The organism is Amycolatopsis solani (genome assembly GCF_033441515.1).
In the GTDB taxonomy this organism is placed as follows: Bacteria; Actinomycetota; Actinomycetes; order Mycobacteriales; family Pseudonocardiaceae; genus Amycolatopsis; species Amycolatopsis solani.
This window is the reverse complement of sequence record NZ_JAWQJT010000002.1, coordinates 1,158,957-1,183,424: the sequence shown is the minus strand read 5'-3', so window position 1 is coordinate 1,183,424 and position 24,468 is coordinate 1,158,957. Positions and strand designations below refer to the sequence as shown.

19 protein-coding genes are annotated in these 24,468 nt (G+C 73.4%); 6 read left to right on the top strand and 13 right to left on the bottom strand.

Features of this window, described 5'->3' with window-relative positions:
* Positions 1–111: 111 nt before the first annotated feature.
* From SD460_RS26020 to SD460_RS26010, 3 genes are read right to left on the bottom strand one after another with little or no spacing between them, the layout of a single operon-like run.
* Positions 112–822, bottom strand: a complete 711-nt coding sequence (locus SD460_RS26020) for a glycosyltransferase family 2 protein (protein WP_318306854.1) — start codon at positions 820–822, stop codon at positions 112–114.
* Positions 819–2,102, bottom strand: a complete 1,284-nt coding sequence (locus SD460_RS26015; protein WP_290063201.1) for a bifunctional PIG-L family deacetylase/class I SAM-dependent methyltransferase — start codon at positions 2,100–2,102, stop codon at positions 819–821. The genes SD460_RS26020 and SD460_RS26015 overlap by 4 nt, the downstream gene beginning before the upstream one ends.
* Entirely contained in the window at positions 2,099–3,034 is a 936-nt protein-coding gene (locus tag SD460_RS26010) for an acyl-CoA dehydrogenase family protein (protein ID WP_318306853.1), read from the bottom strand. Before SD460_RS26010 ends, SD460_RS26015 begins: the two co-directional genes overlap by 4 nt.
* A gap of 86 nt (positions 3,035–3,120) precedes the next feature.
* Here SD460_RS26010 and SD460_RS26005 point away from each other — a divergent pair, with 86 nt between their 5' ends.
* Positions 3,121–4,092 (top strand): magnesium transporter CorA family protein, encoded by a 972-nt coding sequence (locus tag SD460_RS26005; protein ID WP_290060084.1) that lies wholly within the window; start codon positions 3,121–3,123, stop codon positions 4,090–4,092.
* Here SD460_RS26005 and SD460_RS26000 read toward each other — a convergent pair.
* Positions 4,070–5,227, bottom strand: a complete 1,158-nt coding sequence (locus tag SD460_RS26000; RefSeq protein WP_290060083.1) for an NAD(P)/FAD-dependent oxidoreductase — start codon at positions 5,225–5,227, stop codon at positions 4,070–4,072. The genes SD460_RS26005 and SD460_RS26000 overlap by 23 nt on opposite strands.
* A gap of 371 nt (positions 5,228–5,598) precedes the next feature.
* On the opposite strand from SD460_RS26000, the gene SD460_RS25995 reads away from it, so the two are divergent.
* Both SD460_RS25995 and SD460_RS25990 read left to right on the top strand, forming a co-directional pair.
* The gene (locus SD460_RS25995; RefSeq protein ID WP_318306852.1) at positions 5,599–10,149 is read left to right on the top strand and encodes a hybrid sensor histidine kinase/response regulator; all 4,551 of its coding nucleotides are present in this window, start codon (positions 5,599–5,601) and stop codon (positions 10,147–10,149) included.
* A gap of 4 nt (positions 10,150–10,153) precedes the next feature.
* Entirely contained in the window at positions 10,154–12,520 is a 2,367-nt protein-coding gene (locus SD460_RS25990) for a SpoIIE family protein phosphatase (RefSeq protein WP_290060080.1), read from the top strand.
* On the opposite strand, the gene SD460_RS25985 is transcribed toward SD460_RS25990, so the two are convergent.
* From SD460_RS25985 to SD460_RS25975, 3 genes are read right to left on the bottom strand one after another with little or no spacing between them, the layout of a single operon-like run.
* Positions 12,507–13,391, bottom strand: a complete 885-nt coding sequence (locus tag SD460_RS25985; RefSeq protein WP_290060079.1) for a cobalamin-binding protein — start codon at positions 13,389–13,391, stop codon at positions 12,507–12,509. The two genes, SD460_RS25990 and SD460_RS25985, sit on opposite strands and share 14 nt — an antisense overlap.
* Entirely contained in the window at positions 13,388–14,482 is a 1,095-nt protein-coding gene (locus tag SD460_RS25980; RefSeq protein ID WP_290060078.1) for a calcium:cation antiporter, read from the bottom strand. Before SD460_RS25980 ends, SD460_RS25985 begins: the two co-directional genes overlap by 4 nt.
* Before the next feature lie 51 nt (positions 14,483–14,533).
* Positions 14,534–15,427: a LysR family transcriptional regulator gene (locus SD460_RS25975; protein ID WP_290060077.1), complete on the bottom strand. Its 894-nt coding sequence runs from the start codon at positions 15,425–15,427 to the stop codon at positions 14,534–14,536.
* Between the two features lie 71 nt (positions 15,428–15,498).
* Here SD460_RS25975 and SD460_RS25970 point away from each other — a divergent pair, with 71 nt between their 5' ends.
* Positions 15,499–17,232 carry a pyruvate dehydrogenase gene (locus SD460_RS25970; RefSeq protein WP_290060076.1) on the top strand — a complete coding sequence of 578 codons (1,734 nt, stop codon included), beginning with the start codon at positions 15,499–15,501 and terminating at the stop codon, positions 17,230–17,232.
* Positions 17,233–17,274: 42 nt separating this feature from the next.
* On the opposite strand, the gene SD460_RS25965 is transcribed toward SD460_RS25970, so the two are convergent.
* From SD460_RS25965 to SD460_RS25950, 4 genes are all read right to left on the bottom strand, one after another.
* Complete coding sequence (locus SD460_RS25965) at positions 17,275–17,523, bottom strand: hypothetical protein (RefSeq protein ID WP_318306851.1); 249 nt, start codon at positions 17,521–17,523, stop codon at positions 17,275–17,277.
* Positions 17,524–17,534: 11 nt separating this feature from the next.
* Complete coding sequence (locus tag SD460_RS25960; protein ID WP_290060074.1) at positions 17,535–18,644, bottom strand: NDMA-dependent alcohol dehydrogenase; 1,110 nt, start codon at positions 18,642–18,644, stop codon at positions 17,535–17,537.
* An 89-nt stretch (positions 18,645–18,733) separates the two neighbouring features.
* Positions 18,734–20,341, bottom strand: coding sequence for a sigma-54-dependent Fis family transcriptional regulator (locus SD460_RS25955; RefSeq protein ID WP_318306850.1), 1,608 nt, complete (start codon positions 20,339–20,341; stop codon positions 18,734–18,736).
* 85 nt (positions 20,342–20,426) lie between these two features.
* The gene (locus tag SD460_RS25950) at positions 20,427–21,266 is read right to left on the bottom strand and encodes an urea carboxylase-associated family protein (RefSeq protein ID WP_290062719.1); all 840 of its coding nucleotides are present in this window, start codon (positions 21,264–21,266) and stop codon (positions 20,427–20,429) included.
* 146 nt (positions 21,267–21,412) lie between these two features.
* Between SD460_RS25950 and SD460_RS25945 the strand changes: the two genes are divergently transcribed.
* Positions 21,413–22,195 (top strand): hypothetical protein, encoded by a 783-nt coding sequence (locus SD460_RS25945; RefSeq protein ID WP_290062723.1) that lies wholly within the window; start codon positions 21,413–21,415, stop codon positions 22,193–22,195.
* Positions 22,196–22,277: 82 nt separating this feature from the next.
* Positions 22,278–22,934, top strand: a complete 657-nt coding sequence (locus SD460_RS25940; RefSeq protein WP_290062720.1) for an HNH endonuclease family protein — start codon at positions 22,278–22,280, stop codon at positions 22,932–22,934.
* A gap of 61 nt (positions 22,935–22,995) precedes the next feature.
* On the opposite strand, the gene SD460_RS25935 is transcribed toward SD460_RS25940, so the two are convergent.
* Both SD460_RS25935 and SD460_RS25930 read right to left on the bottom strand, forming a co-directional pair.
* Positions 22,996–23,565 (bottom strand): GNAT family N-acetyltransferase, encoded by a 570-nt coding sequence (locus SD460_RS25935; protein ID WP_290062721.1) that lies wholly within the window; start codon positions 23,563–23,565, stop codon positions 22,996–22,998.
* Between the two features lie 134 nt (positions 23,566–23,699).
* Positions 23,700–24,464 carry a fructosamine kinase family protein gene (locus SD460_RS25930; RefSeq protein WP_318306849.1) on the bottom strand — a complete coding sequence of 255 codons (765 nt, stop codon included), beginning with the start codon at positions 24,462–24,464 and terminating at the stop codon, positions 23,700–23,702.
* Positions 24,465–24,468: the final 4 nt, after the last annotated feature.

Here is a 24,468-nt window from a genome sequence, read left to right as displayed (position 1 = left end):
TCACCTCGCAGCGTTGGGAGGGGGCAGCGTCGTATACGATAAGCGATACGATCTTCCGCGACAATGCTCTGAAGGGGACGTTCCTGGCATCACATGACAGGAACGTCCCCTTCAGGGCGTCCGGGCCAGGCGGCGGAGCAGGGTCGCGAGGCCGTCGGGGGCCCGGCCGTGCAGGCGGGCGCTGGTCACCACCGGGGCCGACGGCTCGAAGCAGCGACGGAAGCCCGCCTGGCCGAGGCGGCGCCACAGGTCGTGGTCCTCGCCGGTCGCCCGGGGCCCGAAGCCGCCGGCGGCGTCGAACGCGTCCGCGCGGACGCCGAGGTTCGCGCCGTACACCGAGCCGTGGCCGGTGGCCGTGCGGGCGTCGTCGAGGATGTGCTCGTACTGCCGCAGAGCGCGGGCCGAGGTGCTGAACGGCGCCGCCAGCTCGGCCGTCCCGGCGATCGCGTGGTAGCCCTGCCGCGCCCGGGCCAGGTGCGCCCGCGCCCAGCCGGGCGTCACGCGCGTGTCCGCGTCCGTGCTCAGCAGCAGCGTGCCGGCCGCCGGAGCACGCAGCCGCTCGCGGACGCGCGCGATCCCGAGGTCGCGGACCTCGCCGATCGTCCGCGCCGACGTGGCGGTCACGACCACGCCGGGCAGGCCGCCGAACGCCGCGCGGGCGGTCGCGGCGGTGGCGTCCCGGCAGCGGTCGGCGACCACGCAGACCGCGTACGCGACCCCGGACGGCAGCCGCCGCAGGGCTTCGCCGAGTGCGTGCACGCACCCGCCGACCAGTTCCGCCTCGTCCCGGGCCGGGACGACGACCCCGATCGCCTCGATCACCGGCGCCTCAGCACGTGCAGCAGGAACTGCTCGTCGGTGTGCTCGACCAGCGGCTCGAGCGCCGGGTGCGCCAGCAGCCGGGCGTGGGCGTCCCGCCCGTCGCGCGGCGCTTCGGGCGCCCACGGAAGCCAGTGCACGGCGAGCAGGTGCCCGCCGGGGCGCAGGGCGGCCACCGAAGCCTCGACGGTCTCTTCGAACGCGAGATCGTCCAAGTAGTACAGGAGTTCCCCGTACACGAACAGATCGACCGGCCCGTCGGGGATCGCGGCCGGCACCGATCCCATGTGGACGTCCACATGGGACAGCCCGGCGACGGCTTCGCGGGCGCGCGAGACGGCCGCGGGCACGGGGTCGAAGGCCAGCACGCGCCCGGCCCGGGCGGCGAGGTCGCGGGTGAGCACGCCGACGCCGCAGCCCGGCTCGACGACCGTCCCGTAGTGCTCGTCGGGCAGGCACGCCAGCGCCACCGCCCGCTTGCGCCGCTCGTACCACTTCGTCCCGACCGACCACGGGTCTTCGGCGCCCGCGTACAGCTCGGCGAACCGGCTGACCGGCGCCGAGGCGCGCGGCGGTTCGCGGAAGAACACCTCGGTGTCGCGCGCGAAGTGGGCCAATACCTCGTCCGGCAGGATCGGGTCCTCGCCCCGCGGACCGGGCTTCACCTGGGAGGGGAAGGCCGCGATGGCGGCCGCCTTGGCGGCCCGCTCGGCCGCCGTGAGCCCGAGCGACCGGGCCCGCGCCCACGGGATCGCGGGGTCGTCCGGCCGCAGCCGGTGCCACAGCCAGATCGGGTACGACCAGCACTGCGCGGTCAGCGGCGCGGCGGCGATGGCGGCCCGCGCGGCCGCCTGGTGGTCCGGGTGCGGGTCGCCCGGCCAGGGGAACAGGCACAGGTCATGGCCGGCGGCCCGCTGCCGCACCGCCTCGGTCAGCTCGTCGCCGTGCGCGGAGAGCCCGGAATCCGGCAGGCCCAGCCACACCGGCTCGACCCCGGAAAGCCCTTGGGCCCGCAGGGAATCCGCCAGCTCCAGGCGGCGGATCCGGCCGAGCTCACGGCGTTCCTCCGCGCTCGAAGCCGGGAACGCCGCTTCGCCGTCGGTCGCGACGACGAGCGTCACGGCGGTTCCTTCCGCGTGCAGCCGCTGCAGGAGCCCGCTCGCGCCGAGCGTCTCGTCGTCGGGGTGGGCGGCGACGACCAGCGCCCGCTCGAACGCCTGCGCCGGCCACGGCGGGAGCTCGGGCCGCGCGGCCCACTCGGCTTCCGGGACGAACGCGGTCACGGCGTGGCCAGGACGTCGCGGCCGAGCGCGGCGAGGTCCCGCTCGGCGTGGTGCTGCCGGACGTACACCGGCAGATCGGCGACGCGCTGGGCGAAGCGCCGGTCCCGGCACGCCGGTGTCGGCCCGGTGACCTTGAGCGCCCGCTCCAGCACCTCGACGGCGGCGCGCTCGGCCGCGGCCCGGCAGGTCCCCGCGACCAGCGGGTCCACCGGGCCCCGGGCCGCGCGGGCGAGCACGGCGTCGGCCGCGCTCAGTGCCGTGTGGATCGCGCCGACGTGCGCCAGCTGGTGCTCGTCGGCGCCGCCGCGCTCGCGCAGGTAGGCCAGGACGCCGTCGGCGACGCCCGCCGCGCCGCCGAGCCAGACCGCCGCCACCCCGGCGCCGCCGAGCGCGAACCCGGGCCGCGCCACGTACCAGCCGGGCGGCCCGACGGGCGTGCCCGGCACCCCGTCGAACACGACGTCACCGCTGTCGGAGGCGTCCATGCCCACGGCCTGCCACGCGTCCGGGTGCCGCCGGACCCGCGGGTCGGCGAGGTCGGCTTCGACGAGCCGGTCACCGGCGGCCACCAGCGCGCGGTCGAGCACGGACAACCCGGAGCAGAACCGGACCGTCCCGGTGAGCGCGCCGCCTTCGAGGACCGCGCCGGTCCCGCCGGACTTGGCCGCCCACACGCCGTAGAGCGCGCCCGCGGCCGGGGAGAGCCCGGCCTCGGCGAGGATGGCGACGGCGTCGGCGTGCCCCTCGGCGAGCCGGGCCAGCGCCAGGTCCCGGCGGCCGAACGCGGCCAGCGCCGCCCAGCGCCGCGCGGTGTGAGAACCACCGGGCAGCGGCAGGTCGAGGTCGCCCGCCGTGTGCAGGGTGCGCAGCTCGGCGGCGATCGACGAGCTGGTGCGCGGGGGTGGCAGGGGCTTCGGCGGCGCGTTCGTCAACAGGGTCTCCACAAGATCCACGAGTACCCGCTTCCCCCGGTGCTTACGCGGGGTGTGAACGCGTTCCCGGGCGGGCACCCGGGGGGATGACGCGAACCCGGGCCTACCACGACGGCGAGCTCCGCAAGGAAGACTTCCCCGTCTCGGCCGTTTCCGACTTCCTGGCCGAACCGGACACCGTCGTGTGGGTCGACCTGTGTGAACCGTCCGAAGCGGACCTGGGCGAGCTCGCCGGGGAACTGGGCCTGCACCGGCTCGCGGTCGAAGACGCCCTCCAAGAGCACCAGCGGCCGAAGCTCGACCGCTACGACGGCCACGCGTTCCTCACCGCCTACGCCGTCCGGCCCGGCTCCGCGGACGAACCGACGACGACCGCCGAGCTCGCCGTGTTCATCACGCCCCGCGCGCTGGTGACCGTCCGCAAGGACGACGGCTTCGACATCGAGGGCGTCACGCGCCGCTGGGACCAGGCGCCGGACCTCGCGAAGGCCGGGGTGCCGTTCCTGCTGCACGGCCTCCTCGACGACGTCGTCGACGGCCACTTCGACGCCGTCCAAGCGCTCGACGACGACGTCGAGGACCTGGAGGACCTGGTGTTCGACGACCGTCCCGACACCGGTGAGCTGCAGCGGAGCTCGTTCCGGCTGCGCAAGAACCTGTCCGCGCTGCGCCGGGTGGTGGTGCCCGTGCCCGACGTCGTCGCGTCGCTGATGCGGCCGGACCTGCGGCTGGCCGACGACACCACCCGCCCGTACTTCGAGGACGTCCGCGACCACGCGCGCCAGGCCGCCGACCACACCGAAGCGCTGCGCGAACGCCTCACGACGATCCGCGAAACCCAGCTGAACCTGCAGAGCGACCGGCTGAACCTGATCATGAAGAAGGTCACCGGGTGGGCCGCGGTGATCGCGGTGCCCACCGCGGTGACCGGGTTCTACGGGCAGAACGTCCTCTACCCGGGGAACGGTACGGTGGGCGGGTTCTGGGTCTCGACCACCGTGATGCTGGTGCTCTCGGTCGGGCTGTACGTGCTCTTCAGGAAGCGGGACTGGCTGTGACCGCGGCCCCGCGGCGGATCAGCTCCCGGCCCCGCTCGTAGTCGTCGTCGGCCTCGTGGGTGAGGACGCCGGCCACCCGGCCGTCGCGTTCGTACCAGACCGTGAACCCGCCGTCGTCGCGCGGGAACGGGCGGGCGTGGTCGAAGCCGTCGCCCCACGCGGCGTACTTCAGGACGCGGTCGCCGAGCACCGACCAGAAGCCGGGAACCTCGTCCCAGGTGGCGTCTTCGCCGGCCGCGGTCCGCCCGGCGACTTCACCCATCGCGAGGCCTTCGCCCCAGTGCTCGACGGCCAGCGCGCGTCCCGCGGCCGGGTTGTGCGCCAGTGCGACGTCACCCGCGGCGAGCACGTCGGCGCGGCTGGTGCGCAGGTGCTCGTCGGTGCGGATCCGGCCTTGTTCGACGGCGAGCCCGGCCGCTTCGGCGAGCTCGATCCGGGGCCGGACGCCGGTGGCGAGCACGACGAGCCCCGCGTCGAGGACCGGCACCAGGTCGGTGCGGACGCGGTGGCCGCCCTCGACCGACAGCAGCTTCGTCCCTCGAAGCACGCTCACGCCCTCGGACTTGAGCCAGCGCAGCAGGAATCCGCCGGCTTCGTGGCCGAGCCGCCGCTCCTGCGGGACGTCGCCGGTGCAGACGACGGTCACCTGCAGTCCCAGGCGGGACAGGGAGATCGCGGCTTCGCAGCCGATGAACCCGGCGCCCACCACGATCGCGCTGCGCACCCCGGCCGCCGCCGCACGCAGTTCGCGGGAGTCGGCGGCCGAGCGGAGGGTCCGGACGTCGGGGTGCCCGGCGCCGGGAATCCCGGGCCGGACGGGCTCCGCGCCGGTGGCGAGCACGCAGGTGGTGAAGCGGTGCTCGGCGCCGCCCGCGGTGCGGACCAGGCCCTCACCCAGTTCGGTGACCGGGTCGTCCAGTGTCACGGTGACGTCGTGCCCGTCGAGGGAGTCCAGCGGGGACAGCTCGGCCTCGCCGCGCAGGAATTCCTTCGACAGCGGCGGGCGCTCGTAGGGCGGGTCGGGGTCCGCGGTGAGCAGGCGGACCGGCCCGGCGCCGCCCGCTTCCCGGTAGGCGCGGGCCGCCGACACGCCGGCCGGCCCGCTTCCGACGACGATCAGGTTCTCGGCATCCATGGCGGAGGGGTACCCACTGGGGCGCCGGGGAACCGGCGGGGTGCCGCGCGCCCCGCGGCCCTCCACAATGGAACGTCCATTGTGGACACAACTGGGCGGGCACGGCTGTGGGCGGTGCCGCCGCCGGGTGCGGGGTACCGCTGTCTGGGAGCGTGTTCAGCCGAATGGGTCAACGCGACCGGATGGCCTGTGGGAAAAGGAAAGGCTCTCGAGGACCGCCAGGGAGCGCGCGCGGGCACGGGCGCGGCTGGATGCTCAACCGTTGCCTCTCAGCATAGTGCGGCTGCACTATGCTGAGCCACCCGGTGCGCACACCGGGACGGCGCCGGGGCGCCGAAAACCGGAGAAACGGGTGGCGGATGGGTGGGGCAATGGCCGAAGGGACGCGCCCGGGTGCCAAAGGCGCAGTCGCAGGTGTCGGCGAGGCGGGGGAGCAGGAGCTGCGCCGGCTGCTGGCCGGCCTGACCGCGGTGCGCGACGGCGACTTCGGCATCCGGCTGCCCGGTGGCGCCGACGGCCTGCTCGGCGAGATCGCCACGGTCTTCAACGGCATGGCCGACCAGCTGTCGCTGTTCACTTCGGAGGTCACCCGCGTCGCCCGCGAGGTCGGCAGCGAGGGCCAGCTCGGCGGGCAGGCGAAGGTCCCCGGCGTGTCCGGCACCTGGAAGGACCTCACCGACTCGGTGAACGCCATGGCCGGCAACCTCACCACCCAGGTGCGTGACATCGCGCAGGTGGCGACCGCGGTGGCGAAGGGCGACCTGTCGCAGAAGATCGACGTCGACGCCCGCGGCGAGATCCTCGAGCTGAAGGACACCGTCAACACGATGGTGGACCAGCTGTCGTCGTTCGCGGACGAGGTCACCCGGGTGGCGCGCGAGGTCGGCAGCGAAGGCAGGCTCGGCGGCCAGGCCCAGGTTCCCGGCGTCGGCGGGGTCTGGCGCGACCTCACCGACTCGGTGAACTTCATGGCCGGGAACCTGACCGACCAGGTCCGCAACGTCGCCCAGGTGACGACCGCGGTCGCGAAGGGCGACCTCTCGCAGAAGATCACGGTCGACGCCCGCGGCGAGATCCTCGAGCTCAAGAGCACGATCAACACGATGGTCGACCAGCTGTCCTCCTTCGCGGACGAGGTCACGCGCGTGGCCCGCGAGGTGGGTACCGAGGGTCGGCTGGGTGGTCAGGCCGACGTCAAGGGCGTCTCGGGCACTTGGCGCGACCTCACCGACTCGGTGAACTTCATGGCGGGCAACCTGACCGACCAGGTCCGCAACATCGCCCAGGTCGCCACCGCCGTGGCGAAGGGCGACCTGTCCCAGAAGATCAACGTGACCGCCCGCGGCGAAGTCCTGGAGCTCAAGGACACGCTGAACACGATGGTCGATCAGCTGTCCGCGTTCGCGGACGAGGTCACGCGCGTGGCCCGCGAGGTGGGCACCGAGGGCCGGCTGGGTGGCCAGGCCGACGTCAAGGGCGTCTCCGGCACCTGGAAGGACCTCACCGAGTCGGTCAACGTCATGGCCGACAACCTCACCGCGCAGGTCCGCTCGATCGCCCAGGTCACCACCGCCGTCGCGCGCGGTGACCTGTCGCAGAAGATCCGCGTCGACGCCCGCGGCGAGATCCTCGAGCTGAAGGAGACCATCAACACGATGGTCGACCAGCTCTCCGCGTTCGCGGACGAGGTCACCCGGGTGGCGCGCGAGGTCGGCACCGAGGGCAACCTGGGCGGGCAGGCGACCGTCCGCGGCGTGTCCGGGACGTGGAAGAACCTCACCGACAACGTCAACGTGATGGCGTCCAACCTGACCGGCCAGGTGCGCTCGATCGCCCAGGTCGCGACGGCGGTCGCGCGCGGCGACCTGTCCGGCAAGATCACCGTCGAGGCCAAGGGCGAGGTCGCGGCGCTGGCCGACGTCATCAACACGATGGTCGACACGCTCTCGGCGTTCGCGGACGAGGTCACCCGCGTCGCCCGCGAGGTCGGCACCGAAGGCATGCTCGGCGGCCAGGCGCGCGTGCCGAACGTGGCCGGCACCTGGAAGGACCTCACCGACAACGTCAACTCGATGGCGAACAACCTCACCGGGCAGGTCCGCAACATCGCCCAGGTGACCACCGCCGTCGCGCAGGGCGACCTGACCCGCAAGATCGACGTCGACGCTCGCGGCGAGATCCTGGAACTCAAGACGACGATCAACACGATGGTCGACCAGCTCTCGGCGTTCGCCGCGGAGGTCACCCGCGTGGCCCGCGAGGTCGGCAGCGAAGGGCGCCTCGGCGGCCAGGCCGAGGTCGAGGGCGTGTCGGGCACCTGGAAGCGGCTCACCGAGAACGTCAACGAGCTGGCCGGGAACCTCACCCGGCAGGTCCGCGCGATCGCCGAGGTCACCAGCGCGGTCGCCGAGGGCGACCTGACCCGCTCGATCACCGTCGACGCCTCCGGCGAGGTCGCCGAGCTGAAGGACAACATCAACTCGATGGTGGAGTCGCTGCGCGAGACGACGCGGGCGAACCAGGAGCAGGACTGGCTGAAGTCCAACCTGGCCACCATCACCGGGCTCATGCAGGGCCGGCGCGACCTCGCCGTCGTCGCGGCCGCGGTGATGGACGAGCTGGTCCCGCTGGTCAACGCCCAGTTCGGCGCGTTCTACCTGGCCGACGACACCGCCGAGGTGCCCGAGCTGCGGCTGGTCGGCGCCTACGGCCACCCGGACGACGGCGACGGCCCGGCGATCCGGTTCCGGGTCGGCCAGTCGCTGGTGGGGCAGGCCGCGCGCAGCCGCCGCCCGATCGTCGTCGACGACGTGCCGCCCGGCTACGCCACCATCTCGTCCGGGCTCGGCAGCACCGCGCCGGCCGGCCTGATCGTGCTGCCGATCGTGGTCGAGGACCAGGTGCTCGGCGTGCTCGAACTGGCGTCGGTGCACGGCTTCACCCCGGTGCACCGTGCGTTCCTCGAACTGCTGATGGAGCAGATCGGCGTCAACGTCAACAGCATCGTGGCCAACGCCCGCACCGACGAGCTGCTCGGCGAGTCGCAGCGGCTGACCGCCGAGCTGCAGGCCCGCTCGGAAGAACTCCAGGCGCGGCAGGAGGAACTCCAGTCGTCCAACGCCGAACTGGAGGAGAAGGCGGCGCTGCTGGTCACGCAGAACCGCGACATCGAGACGAAGAACCTGGAGATCGAGCAGGCCCGCCAGGAGCTGGAGGCCCGCGCCCAGCAGCTGACGCTGGCGTCGAAGTACAAGTCGGAGTTCCTGGCCAACATGAGCCACGAGCTGCGCACCCCGCTCAACAGCCTGCTCATCCTGGCCCAGCTGCTCGCCCAGAACCCGACCCGCAACCTCACCGCCAAGCAGGTCGAGTACGCCGGGATCATCCACTCCGCGGGGTCGGACCTGCTGCAGCTGATCAACGACATCCTCGACCTGTCGAAGGTCGAGGCCGGGAAGATGGACGTCACGCCGGAACAGGTGTCGCTGCGCGGCCTGCTGGACTACGTCGAAGCGACGTTCCGGCCGATGACCTCCCAGCGCAACCTCGACTTCCGGATCACGGTCGCCCCCGGCTCGCCCGCCGAACTGCTCACCGACGACTCGCGCCTGCGGCAGGTGCTGCGCAACCTGCTGTCCAACGCGGTCAAGTTCACCGAGGTCGGCGGGATCGAGCTGCACATCGAAGCGGTCGGCCCCGAGCGGCTGCCGCGGCCGTTGCGCGCGCACGGCCCGGCCGTCGCCTTCCGGGTCACCGACACCGGCATCGGCATCGCCGAGCACCAGCTGGAGTCGATCTTCGGCGCGTTCCAGCAGGCCGACGGCACCACCAGCCGCAAGTACGGCGGCACCGGGCTCGGCCTGTCCATCAGCCGCGAGATCGCCCAGCTGCTCGGCGGGTTCATCACCGCCGAGAGCACGCTGGGCGAGGGCAGCACGTTCACCTTCTCGCTGCCGGTCGCGCGCCCGGACTTCTCGATGCTGCCCGCGGGGGAGCACACCAGCGCCGTCGTCGTCTCGGGTGACCGGGGTGCCGCGCTCGCCGCGGTGGCGCCGCGCGCGTACCGGCGGCTGCTGGTCGTGGAGGAGCGCCAGCACGGGCTGCTGACGCTGGTCGCCGAAAGCGCGGCCGCGGACCTCTCCGACAGCCGGGACAGGGGTCTTTCGCCCGCCGACGTCGAGGTCGTGACGGCGGTCGGCACGCAGGAGGCGGCGGCCGCGCTCGCCACCGACGCCTACCACTGCGTGGTGCTGGACCTGGACCTGCCGGACCGGGCCGCGTTCACGTTCCTCGACGCGATGCAGGGCGACAGCGCGCTGCGGCTGGTGCCGGTGCTCGCGCACAACAGCCGCCGCCTCGACTCCGAGCTCGAGCAGCTGGTGCAGTCCCGCGCGGACGTGCAGTCGCTGGAAGTGCTCTCCGGGCTGGACGAGCTGCGCGAGCGGATCGCGCTGCACCTGTCGGCCGAAGAACCCGGCGCGGTGCTGCCGCTGGTCCGCCCGGACGAGCCGGCGGCGCCGGTGCGGGCGGCCGACGTCGACACCACGCTGTCCGGGCGCACGGTGCTGATCGTCGACGACGACCCGCGCAACGTCTACGCGCTGACCGGGATCCTGGAACTGCACGGGATGCAGGTGCTGCACGCCGAAGACGGCCGCAAGGGCGTCGAAACGGTCGCCTCGCACCCCGGCATCGACCTGATCCTGATGGACGTCATGATGCCGGAGATGGACGGCTACACCGCGACCGCGAAGATCCGCGCGATGCCCGAGCACGCCGGCATCCCGATCGTGGCGGTGACGGCCAAGGCGATGCCGGGCGACCGCGAGAAGAGCCTCGCCTCCGGCGCGACCGACTACGTGACCAAGCCGGTCGACGCGGACGACCTGATCGCCCGCATCAAGCGGCACGTGACGGCGTGATCGGGTGACCGCCGAAGAGGAGACCCTCCCGGTGCTCGCGCCGCCCGCCGAGCTGTCCGCCAACCTGGCGCGGCTCGCCGACACCGTCACCCGGCTGCGCGGCGAGGTCGACCACGCGCACGCCGTCGCCGACGGCCGCGCGCTGATCGAGCTCGCCAAGGGCGTGCTGATGGAACGGCTGCACTGCACGCCCGCCGACGCCGCCCGGCAGCTGGAAAGCCTCGCCGGGCGGGCCGGGCTGACGCCGCTGGAGTTCGCCGCGGACGTCGTCGGCGAAGCGGCCGAGGACCGCATCACCGAAGTGGCGCAAGAGTTCCTGGCCCGCGCCGACGGGGAAGACTCCGTCGCGGTGCGGCTGCGCACCGCGGAAAGCGGCGTGCTCGCGGCGGGGGACACCCAGCGCGTCGCGGAGTCCATTTTGGAGCACGCGCTGCGCCCGCTCGGCGCGACCGCCGTCGCGGTGTGGCTCGCCGGGCCGGACGGGTCGCTGACGCTGGCCGGGTCGGCCGGGTTCTCGGCCGAGGAAGCCGCGCGCTGGCGGTACGTCCCGCCCGGCGTGGCGACGCCCGCCCGCAGCGCGCTGCTCGACCGCGACACCGTCTGGTACCCGACGCTGTCGGGCGCCGGGCTGCCCTCGCTCGGGCAGCACACCCTGGCCGGCGGCGGCCGGGTCGCGGTGCCCACCGGCACCGGCGGCCGGATCATCGGCGTCGTCGAGATGTGCTGGCCGGACCCGCTGCCCGCCGAGCCGGGACGGCAGCTGCGGCAGCTGGAGGCACTGGCCGAACTGTGCGCGCACACGCTCGACACGTGGGACGGCGTGGTCGCCCCGGTGTCGGCGGGGGCCGGGGACTTCCTCGGCGAGCTGGTGGACTTCGTCGACGGCCTGCACGACCCGGCCGTGCTGCTGTCGCCGTGCGTCGACGGCGGCCGGCTCACCGACTTCCGCATCCACCACGCCAACGTCCGCTTCGCCGATCCCGGCGGGCGGCCCCGCAGCCGGATCGTCGGCACCCGCCTGCTGGAGACGTACCCGCTGGCGGCCGAGGAGAGCGGCCTGCTCGACAAGATCCGCCGGGTCTACGCGACCGGCGAGCCGTTCCGCGCGGACAGCATGCCGGTCACCACCGTCGTCGACCAGGTGCCGCTGACGGTGCTGACCGACGTCAGCGTGACCCGGTTCGCCGGCAACGTGCTGCTGATCCTGCGCATCCAGGACGACGCGGCGAAGCTCGCCGTGCTGCTGCAGCACGCCCAGCGGCTCGGCCGGATCGGCGGGTTCGAGGAGAACGTCGTCACCGGGGCGATCACCTGGAACACCGAGCTGTTCGCGCTGTACGGCCTGCCGCCGAACGCCACCCCGCTCTCGCTGCACGACCTGGCCACCAACGCCCACCCCGACGACGCGCCGTCGATCGGCCGGTTCCTGCGCGCGGTGCTGCACCACCAGCGCCCGTCGTCGACGGCGTTCCGGCTGCAGCGCTCCGACGGCGTCGCCCGGCACATCCGGGTGGTCGCCGAGCCGGTGGCCGACGCCCGCGGCGAACTGCTCGCGGTCCGCGGCGCCTACCAGGACGTCTCGGCGCAGCACTGGACCGAGGTGGCGCTGGCGGCGACGCGCGACAAGCTGGCCGAGACCGAGCAGCAGGCGATCGAGCGCAACCGGCTGGCGCTGCAGCTGCAGCACGCGATCATGCCGCCGGCCACCGGCCCGATCGACATGCCGGGCCTGCGCGCCGCCGTCCGCTACCGGCCGGCGGAGAAGGAGCACCTGGTCGGCGGCGACTGGTACGACGCCGTCGCGCTGCCGACGGGTGAGGTGCTGCTGTGCGTCGGCGACGTCGCCGGCCACGGCATCGACGCGGCGACCGGCATGGTCAGCCTCCGCAACGCCCTGCGCGGCCTCGCGGCGACCGGCGCCGGCCCGGCGCAGCTGCTGACGTGGCTGAACCTGGTGGCCTACCACCTCACCGACCACGTCACGGCGACCGCGGTCGCGGCCGTCTACGACCCGGCGACCAAGACCCTGCGCTGGGCGCGGGCCGGGCACCTGCCCCCGATCGTCCGCCACCGCGGCGGCGGCGTGACGACGCTGCCCCTGATCCGCGGCTCCCTGCTCGGCGCGGTCCGCGACGTGACCTACCAGGAGGAGGAGATCCGCCTCGCCGACGGCGACATCCTGCTGATCTACACCGACGGCCTGATCGAGCGCCGCGACCGCCCGGTGCAGGAGACGGTGTCGAGGCTGGTGACCCTGGTCGAGCGCCACGACGGCGGCCTGGAGCACCAGCTGGACACGCTGCTGACCTACAGCACGGCCGACACCGACGACGACACCTGCGTGGTGGGCATCGAGGTCAGGACGAGCTGACCCGCCGGGCTTGCGGGGTTTCCTCGCCGCGGAACACCGCCGCGAGGAGTTCCGCGCCGTCGACCACGCGGGGGCCCGGGCGGTTGAAGTACGCCGGGCCGTCCAGGACCCACACCTGGCCGGTGCGCACCGCCGGGAGGTCCGCCCAGCCGGGCCGGGCCGCCAGTTCCGGGGCCTCGGCGAGCGTCCGCTCCGGTGCGAAGCCGCACGGCACCAGCAGCAGCACGTCCGGTCGCGCTTCGACCACCGCGTCCCACGGGACCGGCCGGGTGTGCTCGCCCGCCGCGGCGAGCAGCGGTTCGCCGCCGGCCAGCGCGATCTGTTCGGGAACCCAATGCCCCGCGGGCCAGATCGGGTCGAGCCACTCCAGCGCCACCACCCGCGGCCGGCGGCCCGGTGCCGGAAGCGCGCCCAAGCGGGTGCGCAACGCCGCGATCTCCGCGTCGGCCCGGTCCGGCACCCCGAGCACCTCGCCGACCCGGCGGAGGCAGTCGAGGACTCCGTCGAGCGTCGCCGGTTCCAAGCTCACCACCAGCGGGCCGGTGTCGAGGGTCCGGACGGCCTCGGACACCTGGCGGTAGGAGACCGCGCAGACCTCGCACAGGTCCTGGGTGAGCACCACGTCCGGGGCGAGGGCGGCGAGCAGTTCGCCGTCGAGGGTGTACAGGCCCGAGCCGCGGTGGGTGGCCGCGGAGATCTCGCGGCTCGACAAGGCGTCCGGGTCGAACTCCGCGCGGGTGACGACGGGGATGCCCTCGACCCGCCCCGGCGGCCAATCGCACTCGTGCGTCCGGCCGACGACGTCGGACAGCCGCCCGAGCACCGCGACGAGGTCCGTCGCGGCGGGCAGCAGGGAGACGATCCGCGTCACGGGTTGACGGCCAGCACCAGGAAGCCCGCCAGGAGGACCAGGTGCACGCCGCCCTGGAGGCGGGTCGCGCGGCCGGGGACGACCGTCAGGACGCTGACCACCACCGTCAGGGCCAGGAGCACGATCTGCGTCGAGCCGAGGCCGAGCAGCAGCTCGCCCGGCAGCCACACCGACGCCAGCGCGATCGCCGGGATGGTCAGGCCGATGCTCGCGATCGCCGAGCCGTAGGCGAGGTTGAGGCTGATCTGCATCCGGTCGCGCTGGGCCGCGCGCGTCGCCGCGAGGGTCTCCGGCAGGAGCACCAGCAGCGCGATCACCACGCCGACGAACGACTGGGGGAAGCCGGCCGCGCTGACGCCGGCTTCGATCGCCGGGGATTCCACCTTTGCCAGGCCGACCACCGCGACCAGGGCCACCAGCAGGAGCGCGAGGCTGCCCAGCGCCGCCCGGTTCGTCGGCGGGTCGGCGTGGTCGTCTTCCTTGACCTCGCCGTCGGCGGCCACCGGGAGGAAGAAGTCGCGGTGGCGCACGGTCTGCGTCAGCACGAAAGTGCCGTACAGCGCCAGGGACGCCACCGCGGCGAAGGTCAGCTGCGCGGAGGAGAACGCCGGGCCGGGGGTGCTGGAGGTGAACGTCGGCAGCACCAGGCTGAGCGTGGCCAGCGTCGCGACCGTGGCCAGCGCGGCGCCGCTGCCTTCGGAGTTGAAGAGGGTGACGCCGTAGCGGCGGGCTCCGACCAGCAGCGAGATGCCGACGATGCCGTTGGTCGTGATCATCACCGCGGCGAACACGGTGTCGCGCGCCAGTGAGCCGGCTTCCGGGCCGCCCGAGACCATCATCGTGACGATCAAGGCGACTTCGATGACGGTGACCGCGACCGCGAGCACGAGGGAGCCGAACGGTTCGCCGACGCGGTGCGCGACGACCTCCGCGTGGTGCACCGCGGCCAGCACGGTCGCCCCCAGCGCGATCGCGACGAGCGCCACGAAGACGGGGCCGAGGTCGCGGCCCCAGGCCAGCGCCAGCACGACCAAGCCGAGCACCGGGGTGACGGAGGTCCAGGACGTCAGGGAGGATCTCAGCGCGGCCATGCCTCCACCCTGTCACACCAGCGGTCACATCGCGTGGTCGTACGGCGATTCTCACATCGTCCCTTGTGGACGGTCGAGGCCGGCGGCGAGGACGTACTGCCGGAAGGTTTCGCTGGGCGGCGGGAGGTTTCGCCCGGCGACCCGTGCGAGCCCGATGTCGCGGGCAGCGTCCACATCGGTCAGTTCCAGGTGCGGCGCCGGGAAGGCCGCCGTGTGCGGCAGCGGCAGCACGGACACGCCGAGCCCGGCGGTGACGAGCCCGCGCAGCGTCTCGACTTCGTCGCCCTCGAACCCGATGCGCGGAGCGAACCCGGCCTCCGCGCACAGCCGTTCGGTCGTTTCGCGCAGCGCGTAACCGGGCCGCAGGAGGATGAACGTCTCGTCCGCGACGTCGGCGAGGCGGACGCGGCGGCGCCCGGCGAGCCGGTGGCGCGGCGGCACGGCCAGCCGCAGCGGCTCGACGAGCAGGCGTTCCCAGTGCAGCTGGGGGTGGCCGGGGTCGCCGCTGGTGAGGACGAGGTCCGCGGTCCCCTCGAGCAGTTCCGCCTCGAGCCCGGCTTCGCCGTGCTGCCGCAGTTCGAAGCGGGTGCCCGGGTGCTCGCGCAGGAAGCCGCTCAGCACGGCGGGGACGAGCCACGTGCCGAACGTGTGCAGGAACGCCAGCGGGACGACCCCGGTGCCCGGCGAGACGATCTCGCGGACTTCGCGCAGGCCCTGGTCGAGCTGGTCGAGCACGACGTCGACGTGCCGCTTGAAGGCGTGCCCGGCCGGGGTGAGCCGCAGCAGCCGCCCGGACCGGCGGAACAGCTCGGCGCCGGCCTCGTGCTCCAGCCGCCGCAGGGCCCGGGACAGCGCGGGCTGGGTGAGGTGGGCCCCGGCCGCGGTCTCCGTGACGGTCGCGCCGCCGGCCACCTCGCGGAAGAGCCGCAGCGTCTGCAGGTCCATGCCGCCAGTGTATGGAAATTCAGCCAATCAGGCATTGGACGCATGGCAGGGCCCCGGGGCAGGCTGGAGGCATGGCTACGGTGGCAGAACAACTGGTCAGGACGTTGCGGGACGCGGGCGTCGAGCGCATCTACGGCATCGTCGGCGACAGCTTGAACCCGATCGTCGACGCCGTGCGCCGCACCGGCGGCATCGAGTGGGTGCACGTCCGCCACGAAGAGACCGCCGCCTTCGCCGCGGCGGCCGAAGCGCAGGTGACCGGCAAGCTCGCGGTGTGCGCGGGCAGCTGCGGGCCGGGCAACCTGCACCTGATCAACGGCCTGTTCGACGCCCACCGCTCGGGCGCGCCGGTGCTCGCGATCGCGTCGCACATCCCCTCGAACCAGATCGGCACCGGGTTCTTCCAGGAGACCCACCCGGACCGGCTCTTCGCCGAGTGCAGCCACTTCAGCGAGGTCGTGGCGGATCCGGCCCAGCTGCCGCGGCTGCTGCGCATCGCCACCCAGGCCGCCGTCGGCAAGGGCGGCGTCGCCGTGCTGACCATCCCGGGCGACCTCGCCGACCGCAAGGCCACCGGCCCGCTCACCGAGCGGCTGCCGCTGGTCGAGCCGTCGCCGCCGGTGCCGCCGGCGGAGGCCGTCCAGGAGCTCGCGGACCTGCTGAACTCGGGGGAGCGGGTGATGCTGTTCGCCGGCGCGGGTGTCCGCGGCGCGCACGACGAGGTCATGGCACTGGCGGAAAAGCTGGCCGCGCCGGTCGGGCACTCGCTCGGCGGCAAGGAGTGGATCCAGTACGACAACCCCTTCGACGTCGGCATGAGCGGCCTGCTCGGCTACGGCGCCTGCTACGACGCGATGCACGAGGCCGACCGGATCGTGCTGCTGGGCACCGACTTCCCGTACGACAAGTTCCTCCCGCAGGCACACACGATCCAGGTCGACCACGACGCTTCGCGCCTCGGCCGCCGCACGCCGCTGGACCTCGCCGTGCACGGCGACGTCAAGGCGACGCTGACGGCACTGCTGCCGCTGCTGCGGCCGCGCACCGATCGCGCGTTCCTCGACCGGATGCTGCGCGAGCACGTGCGGAAGCTGGAGAAGGTCGTCGGCGCGTACACCGGGAAGATCGAGCAGCGCCGCCCCATCCACCCGGAGTACGTCGCTTCGGTGCTCGACGAGGTCGCCGCCGGCGACGCCGTGTTCACCGTCGACACCGGCATGGGCAACGTGTGGGCCGCGCGCTACCTGACCCCGAACGGCCGCCGCCGGGTGCTCGGCTCGTTCCGGCACGGCAGCATGGCGAACGCGCTGCCGCACGCGATCGGCGCGCAGCTTTCCCAACCGGGCCGCCAGGTCGTGTCGCTCTCCGGCGACGGCGGGCTCGCCATGCTGATGGGCGACCTGCTGACGCTGCCGGCCTACGACGTGCCGGTGAAGGTCGTGGTGTTCAACAACGCCACGCTCGGCATGGTGAAGCTGGAGATGCTCGTCGACGGCCTCCCGGACTTCGGCACCGACCACGCGCCGGTGAACTTCGCGGCGATCGCGGCCGCGTGCGGTGTCTTCGCCGAGCGGGTCGAGGACCCGGCCGACGTGCGCGGCGCGCTGGAGAAGGCGTTCGCCCACCCCGGCCCGGCCGTGGTCGAGGTCGTCACCGACCCGAACGCGCTGTCGATCCCGCCGCGGATCACCGGCGAGATGGTGCGCGGCTTCGCCCTCGGCGCGACGAAGACGGTGCTCAACGGCGGGGTCGGCAAGATGGTCGACCTGGCCCGGGCCAACCTGCGCAACGCCCCGCGCCCGTGAGGCCGGTGGCCACCACGCCGGGACCGTGGTGGCCACCGTGGTTCACGGGGTGGCGACGATGACCCCGGTGGCGGCGAGGTGCTCGAGCGCCGCCACCACCCGGGCCCGGGTCGTCTGGCTGAACTCGGCCGAGTCGAGCGCGTCGCGGGCCGTGGCGTGCATCGCCAGTGCCCGGACGATCCGGACCACGTCGGGGGTGCCGAGCGAGCAGCCCTCCCGGTGTTCGCAGCGGTGGTCGAGCGCCTCGGGCGACACGCGCGGGTTCACCCGGTACGGCGCGTCGAGGTCCACTGTGGACACCACTACGCGTGCACGATCACACCGCGGATGTTCTTGCCGTCACGCAGGTCCTGGTACCCCTCGTTGACCTGCTCCAGGGTGTACTTGCGGGTGACCAGCTCGTCGAGCTTGAGCTTCCCGGCGTCGTAGAGCCGCAGCAGCCGGACGATGTCGTACTGCGGGTTCGCCGAGCCGAACAGCGTCCCCTTGACCGTCTTTTCGAACAGCGTCAGCACGGCGCCGGACACGTGCACGGTCAGCTTCTCCGGGTTGGCGAGCCCGGTGATGACGACGGTGCCGCCCTTGCCGACGACGTCGAACGCGGCGCTGACGACCTCTTCGTCGACCGTGCCCACGGTGATCAGCGCCTGGTCGGCCAGCTGGCCCCAGGTCAGTTCGCCGACCTTCTCGGCGGCTTCGGCGGCGGTGGCGAACGCGTGCGTGGCGCCGAACTTCAGCGCCGCCTCCCGCTTGAACTCCACCGGGTCGACCGCGACGATGTACTTCGCGCCGGCGTGCGCGGCGCCCTGCACGGCGTTGATGCCGATGCCGCCGATGCCGTAGACGACGGTGGTGTCCCCGGCCCGCACGCCGCCGGCGTAGTTGGCGGTGGCCCAGCCGGTCGGCACGCCGCAGCCGACGAGCACGGCGGTTTCCAGCGGCAGCCAGTCGTCGACCTTCACCACCGAGTGCTGGGAAATGGTGGCGCGCTCGGAGAACGTGCCGAGCATGCACATCGCCCCGAAGTCCTGCCCGCCGCCGTGGAAGCGGAAGGAACCGTCGGGCATGTGGCCGTCGAGGATGGTGGCGCCCATGTCGCACAGGTTCTGCCGGCCGGTCGAGCAGTAGCGGCAGGTGCCGCAGTTCGGGATGAAGCTGCACACGACGTGGTCGCCCGGCGCGACCTTGGTGACCCCGGGCCCGACCTCCTCGATCACCCCGGCGCCCTCGTGCCCGCCGATGATCGGGAACCGCGGCACGAGATCGTTGTCGATGAGGTGCAGGTCCGAGTGGCACAACCCGGCGGCGGTGTACTTGATCAGCACCTCACCGGGACCGGGCCCGTCGAGGTCGAGCTCCATGATCTCGAACGGCTTCCCGGCGTCGAACAGTACGGCTGCCTTCGTCTTCACGGCCATCTCCTCCACGTGCGGCGTGCTCGTCCTTTCGATTGTGTGGAGACCGCGAGGGGGTGGAGTGTCCAAATCCCGGACACCCGGGGTCAGCGGACCCGCAGCGCGCGCATGCGGTTGTAGAGCGTCGAGCGGCTGATGCCCAGCTGCTTCGCCGCCCGGACCTTGTTGCCGTCGCACGCTCGCAGCGTGCGGACGATGACGTCGTACTCCGCCTGCTCCCAGCCGCTCAAGGCCGTGCCCGTCTCCGTGCAGTCAGGGGCGAGGTCGGCCGCGGTGAGGTCGCCCGCCGACCGGCGGTCGGCCGCCGCCGACAGCACCCCCTCGAGCTCGCGCAGGTTGCCCGGCCAGCGCTGGGAACCCAGCAGTTCCAGCGCTCCCGGCGTCAGGCGCAGCGAAGGACCGAAGCCGCGCAGGAGTTCGCGGGCGATCGCCGGGATCTCCTCGCGGCGCTCCCGCAGCGGGGGCAGCTCGATCCGGCGGTGCACGCGCGCCGCCAGCGTCGCCTGCTCGCCGTGCAGCTCCGACGCCGGACCGCTGAGCAACGCGAACCACGCCGCCGACTCGTCCAGCAGGCGGGCCAGGCGGACGGCCGCGAGCGGGGGCAGCAGCTGGATCCCGTCGATCACCAGCAGCCCACGGCTACCCACCGCGGCCTCGATCCGCGCGCACCACCCGGCTTCGCCCGCGACGACGTCGGACGCGTCGAACTCGTGCACCGGCTCGTCCCCGGCGACCACCCGGGCCGCCGTGCTGCGGCCCGCGCCGGGCTCGCCGCAGACCAGCACGCGCCGCCGGGCGCGGCCGGCGCGGTGGAGGCGGTCCTCGATCGGGGCCGGGAAGAGCCCGCGCGCGGCGTGCGGCCGCGACACCACCGGGCTCGCCGGGCGCACCGGCGCCAGCTCGAACAGCAGCCCGGCGCTCGCCGACACGGCTTCGACCCGCACCTCCACCGGCGTGCCGGAGGTCAGCCGGATGCGCCGGAGCCCGCGCTGGGTGCGGCCGAGGTCCTGCAGCAACCGGTGGTCGGCCGTGTCGACCAGTTCGGTCGCCGCGGTGTTGGCCAGCACGACGTCCTGGCCGAGCGCCAGCACCGCGCACGCCCGGTGCTGCACCGACTGGAACGCGGCCAGCAACTGCTGCTCGGCGAGCTTCGCGCCGTCGAGCAGCCGCCGTTCGATGTCGGCGACCGCGCGCCGCAGGAACGGGCCGAGCAGCGGGTTCGCGTCGTCGGCCGGGCCGGTGATGTCGAGGACGCCGGCCAGCCGCCGGGTCGCGGGGTGCACCACCGGGTGGCCGTAGCAGGTGAACTGCTTCATGGCTTCGAGGAAGTGCTCGTCGCCGTCGACGGAGATCCCGCGCCGCGTCTCGAACGGCGTGGCGAGGGAGTTCGTCCCGGTCCGCTCCTCGAGGAACTGGCAGCCGGGCACCGCGCTGACGTTCTCGAGCGCCAGCTCGACCGACCGCTCGGTGAACCGCCGCGCGACGATCCGGCACTCGTCGTCGGCGAGCACGACGCAGAACCGGGTGCCGGCCAGCTGCCGGGCCAGTTCGTCGAGCACGGGCGAGGCGGCCCGCAGGAGCCGGCTGCGGCCGTCGACGTCGGCGATGTCCAGCCCGCCGACGGCCGACGCGGGCGAGAGCCCGGACAGCTCCGCCCGCCGCCACGACTGCGCGATCTCGGTCCGCAGGTCCACTCGCACTCCTCGTCGAGCCGCTCGGTGTCCCCGGGCTCCCATCATCACACGGCGCGCAAGCGGCGCGGAGCACAAGCCTTTCCGCTCAAGGAGTTTCCGCCGGAGCCCCGGGAAGCCGCATGCCGTGCAGCCCGCGGTAAGCCGCGCGGGCCGGCGGCGTCCAGTCCTCGAGCAGGCCGGCGCGCGGTGCCAACACCTCGACGCCGATCGGGTGGCAGGTGTCGATCGGGTCGCGCGCGCCCGGGCCCCACAGCGGGACGGACAGGTCGCCGCCCGGGCACGTCGACAGCGCGCACAGCAGATCGACCTCGGCGAAGAACTCGAAGAAGTCGCCGGGGCGGGCCGGACAGGCCTTCATGAAGTACTGGTCGTCGTCGGTGAGCCCGGTGCACTGGAAGACGTTCAGCACGTCGTGGACGTCGAACTCGGTGAGCCCGAACGGCGCGACCGCCCGGACCAGGTTCGAGTGGCAGTGGAAGTCGAAGTCCTCACCGGTCAGCAGCCGGTTGACGTACGGGTCGCAGCGGGTGCCGAGCAGGTCGTGGACGCGGCCGCCGTCGCCGTCTTCGCCGTGGTGTTCCAGGGTGTCGGCGGTGATCGTGGCCAGCGGGCGCAGGAACGGCAGCGTCGACCAGAGGCGGTCGAACGTGCTGACGTGCGCGCGCTGGAGCTGGCGGGTGCGCGCGGCCCAGAAGCGTTCGCGCGGGTCGTCGGCGTGCCACAGGTTGAGGTCGCCGACCTGCGGCCCTTCGACGGTCAGGAGGCGGCACAGGTGCCCCTTCGGGACCCGCCACGCGCGGCCGGAGCGGAGGGGGATCTCGAAGGCGTCGACCCGCACCCGGCCGGGCTCGGTGGCGAGCCGCCGGTAGAACGACCGGTCGACCTCGAGTGCGGCGCCCTGGTAAGCGGGCGGGGGTGAGCCCATGGCGTTCTCCTTCGTCGGCTGGGTCCCAGCATGCCCGCGATCACGCACGGTGGTGTTCGACCACTCGTTCGGCTGCTGGGGCGCGGGCGGTCGGGCTTTTACCGTCGAAGTGCCCTATTTCGTGGGAGGAGTGACCGGCGTTGCTCGTGGCCCTCCAGCACCCCGGTACCGAACGCGCCTTGCCCGCCGCGGCGGAGCACCTCGTGGAGCTGCTGCGTTCGTGGGGCCGGGGGCCGGACCACCTGCCGGGCTTGGCGCTGGCGGGCATCGCCCTGCCCAGCCGCGGTGGCCCCCGGTTCGTCGACGCGCTCGTGTTCACGCGCACCGGGGTGGTGGTGATCGCGGCGCACGAGCCCGGCCCGGACCCGGGATCGGGGGAGCGGGCCGGTGCGGCGGTGGCCGCGGCGAAGGGGGCGCTCGCCGGGCACGAAGGCGGCCGGTACGTCACGGGCCTGGTCGCGGTCGTGCCGCCGGCCGAGCCGCACTGGCACGAGCCCGCCACCGTGCCCGGGGTCGCCGTCGTCCTCGCCGATCCGCGGAGCCTGCGCCGGATCATCACTCAGCACAACCGGTGGCGGACCGTCTGGTCGGCCGACGACGTCCTCGACGCCTGCTACGCGCTGTCCCTCGCGCACCTGGCCCCGCCCCGGTCCGCACTGGTCGCCGACGGCTTCCCGGCGCGCCTGCCGGTCGTCCCGCGGCTGCCGGAGCTGCCTGCGGTGCTGCCGGTGCCGGTCGAAACCCCGCCCGCCGCCGAGGAACCCGGCGAGCCGGTCGTCCCGCTGCCCCGGCGGCCGGATTCGGCCGTCTTCCCGCGGCAACGGCCGATCCGGCAGGTGCCCTGGGGTCTCCTGACCGTGCTGCTCCTGCTCGTCACCGCGGGCGTGATCGCCGCGGTGTTCGTGGCACAGGTCTTCCACGGCTCGTAAAGATCGCGCCAACTGGGCCATCTGCACCGTTTCCCCGCGGCGCCGGCTGGGCACCTCCCGGTAGACGTGAAAGGGGTTCACGATGCCGCGCACCCGAGCGCTCGTCCTGCTGGCCGTCCTCACCGGCGCCGCCCTCACCGGCTGCAAGGTGCCGGGCGAGCTCGCCGCCGGGGCCCAGCCGACCGGCACGGCCGCCGCACCGCCGATCGCCCCCGCCGAGGCGCGGGCGCAGCTGGGGCAGCTCAAGGTCGCCGTCCGCGGCACCATGGACGGCTACAGCCGCGAGAAGTTCCCGCACTGGGACAAGGTCGACGGCGCCTGCGACACCCGCGAAGAGGTGCTCAAGCGCGACGGCAAGAACGTCACCACGAACGCCGACTGCGCCGCGAAGTCCGGCACCTGGGTGAGCGCCTACGACGGGGAAACCTGGCAGAAGGCGTCCGATGTGGACATCGACCACATGGTGCCGCTCGGGCAGGCCTGGGCCAGCGGCGCCAAGACGTGGACCCAGGAGCGCCGCGAGCAGTTCGCGAACGACCTCGTCCGCCCGCAGCTGCACGCGGTCACCGACAACCTCAACGAGCAGAAGAGCGACAAGGCGCCCGACCAGTGGAAGCCGCCGCTCGTGTCGTACTGGTGCACGTACGCCACCGACTGGATCGTCGTGAAGCGCAACTACGGCCTGACGATCACGGTTCCCGAGAAGACGGCGCTGGAGTCGATGCTCCAGCACTGCTAGAGCGAACGCGCGGCCGCCGGCGATCCGGCCCGCCTCCGGCTTCAGCCGGCTGAGGTCACGGTCAGCGGAGATCCCGCCGCACCAGCCAGCGGACGCGGCGATCGGCCCGCGCCCCGGTCGGCCGGATCCGCTCGAATCCGGCCGCTTCGAACAGGGACGTCGTGCCGACGTGGGCCGCGCTCGAACCGATGCGCGCGCCCTCCGGATCGACCGGGTAGCCCTCCACCGCCGGCGCGCCGCACGAACGCGCGTAGTCGACCGCCCCGGCCAGCAGCGCCGCGGACACACCCTGGCCACGGTGCGAGGAGCGCACCACGAAACAGACCACGCTCCACACCGCCAGGTCGTCGAGCGGCGGCATCGTCCGGGAGCGTTTCAGCCGCTCCATGCTCGACCGCGGCGACACCCCGCACCAGCCGACCGGGGTGGCCCCGTCGTAAGCGAGCACACCCGGCGCGAACTCGCCCGCGCACAGACGGCGGACCCGCTCGGCGCGTGCTTCACCACGCAGCGCGCTGTACTCGGCCGACGTGACGCGGTAAGCGAGGCACCAGCAGGCACGCTCGTTCCCGCTCGGGTCGAGGATCGAAGCGACGTCTTCGAAGCGCGAAGCGGGACGAACGATGACCATGGAATCACCGTAGAATCCGATTCCCGACAGAGCCATGTCGGGTAAGGAGATCCCGTATGGATCGGCTCGTCGGCTCCGGCCGCTACCCCGGGTTCGCCGGGAACACCAACCAGCCAACGTTCATGGACCGAGCACTAGACCGAACGCGCGGCCGCCAGTGCTTGCCCGGCGTACGACTGTCCGAACAGGACGGTGTGCACCAGCAGCGGGAACAGCTGGTGCAGCCCGATCCGGTCGGCCCAGCCGTCGGCCAGCGGGGCTTCCGCCTGGTACGCCGCGAGGACGCGGTCGAGGTGCGGGCAGCCGAACAGGTGCAGCATCGCCAGGTCCGTCTCGCGGTGGCCGCCGTGCGCGGCCGGGTCGATCAGCCACGCTCGCTCGCCGTCCCACAGGACGTTGCCGTTCCACAGGTCGCCGTGCAGCCGGGACGGCGGCTCGGCCGACGGCGGGATTCGGGTGCAGGCGCGCTCGAACACCGCGGCTTCGGCCGGGCCGAACGTTCCCGCGTCGACGGCCAGCCGGACGTAGGGCAGCACCCGCTGCCCGGCGTACCAGGACGCCCAGTCGTCCCCGGGCACGTTGGCCATCGGGGCGCGGCCGATCCACGCGTCGGCGGGCCCGTCCGGGGGCGGTGAGCCGAACGCCGGTGCCCCGGCCGCGTGCAGCCGCGCGAGCCCGCGGCCGAAGCGGTCCGCCGCGGCGGTGGTCGGCCGCCCGGCCGGGACGCGGTCCAGGACCAGCTGCGAGTCGTCGGCGCGGTGGATTTCCGGCACCGGGACCTCGGCCGCCGCCGCCAGCCAGCGCAGTCCCGCGGCCTCGGCGGCGGTCGCGCCGGGGGCGTGCCCGCGCTTGACCACCACCACGCGTCCGTCGTCGAGCACGGCTTCGCGGATGCTCATGTCC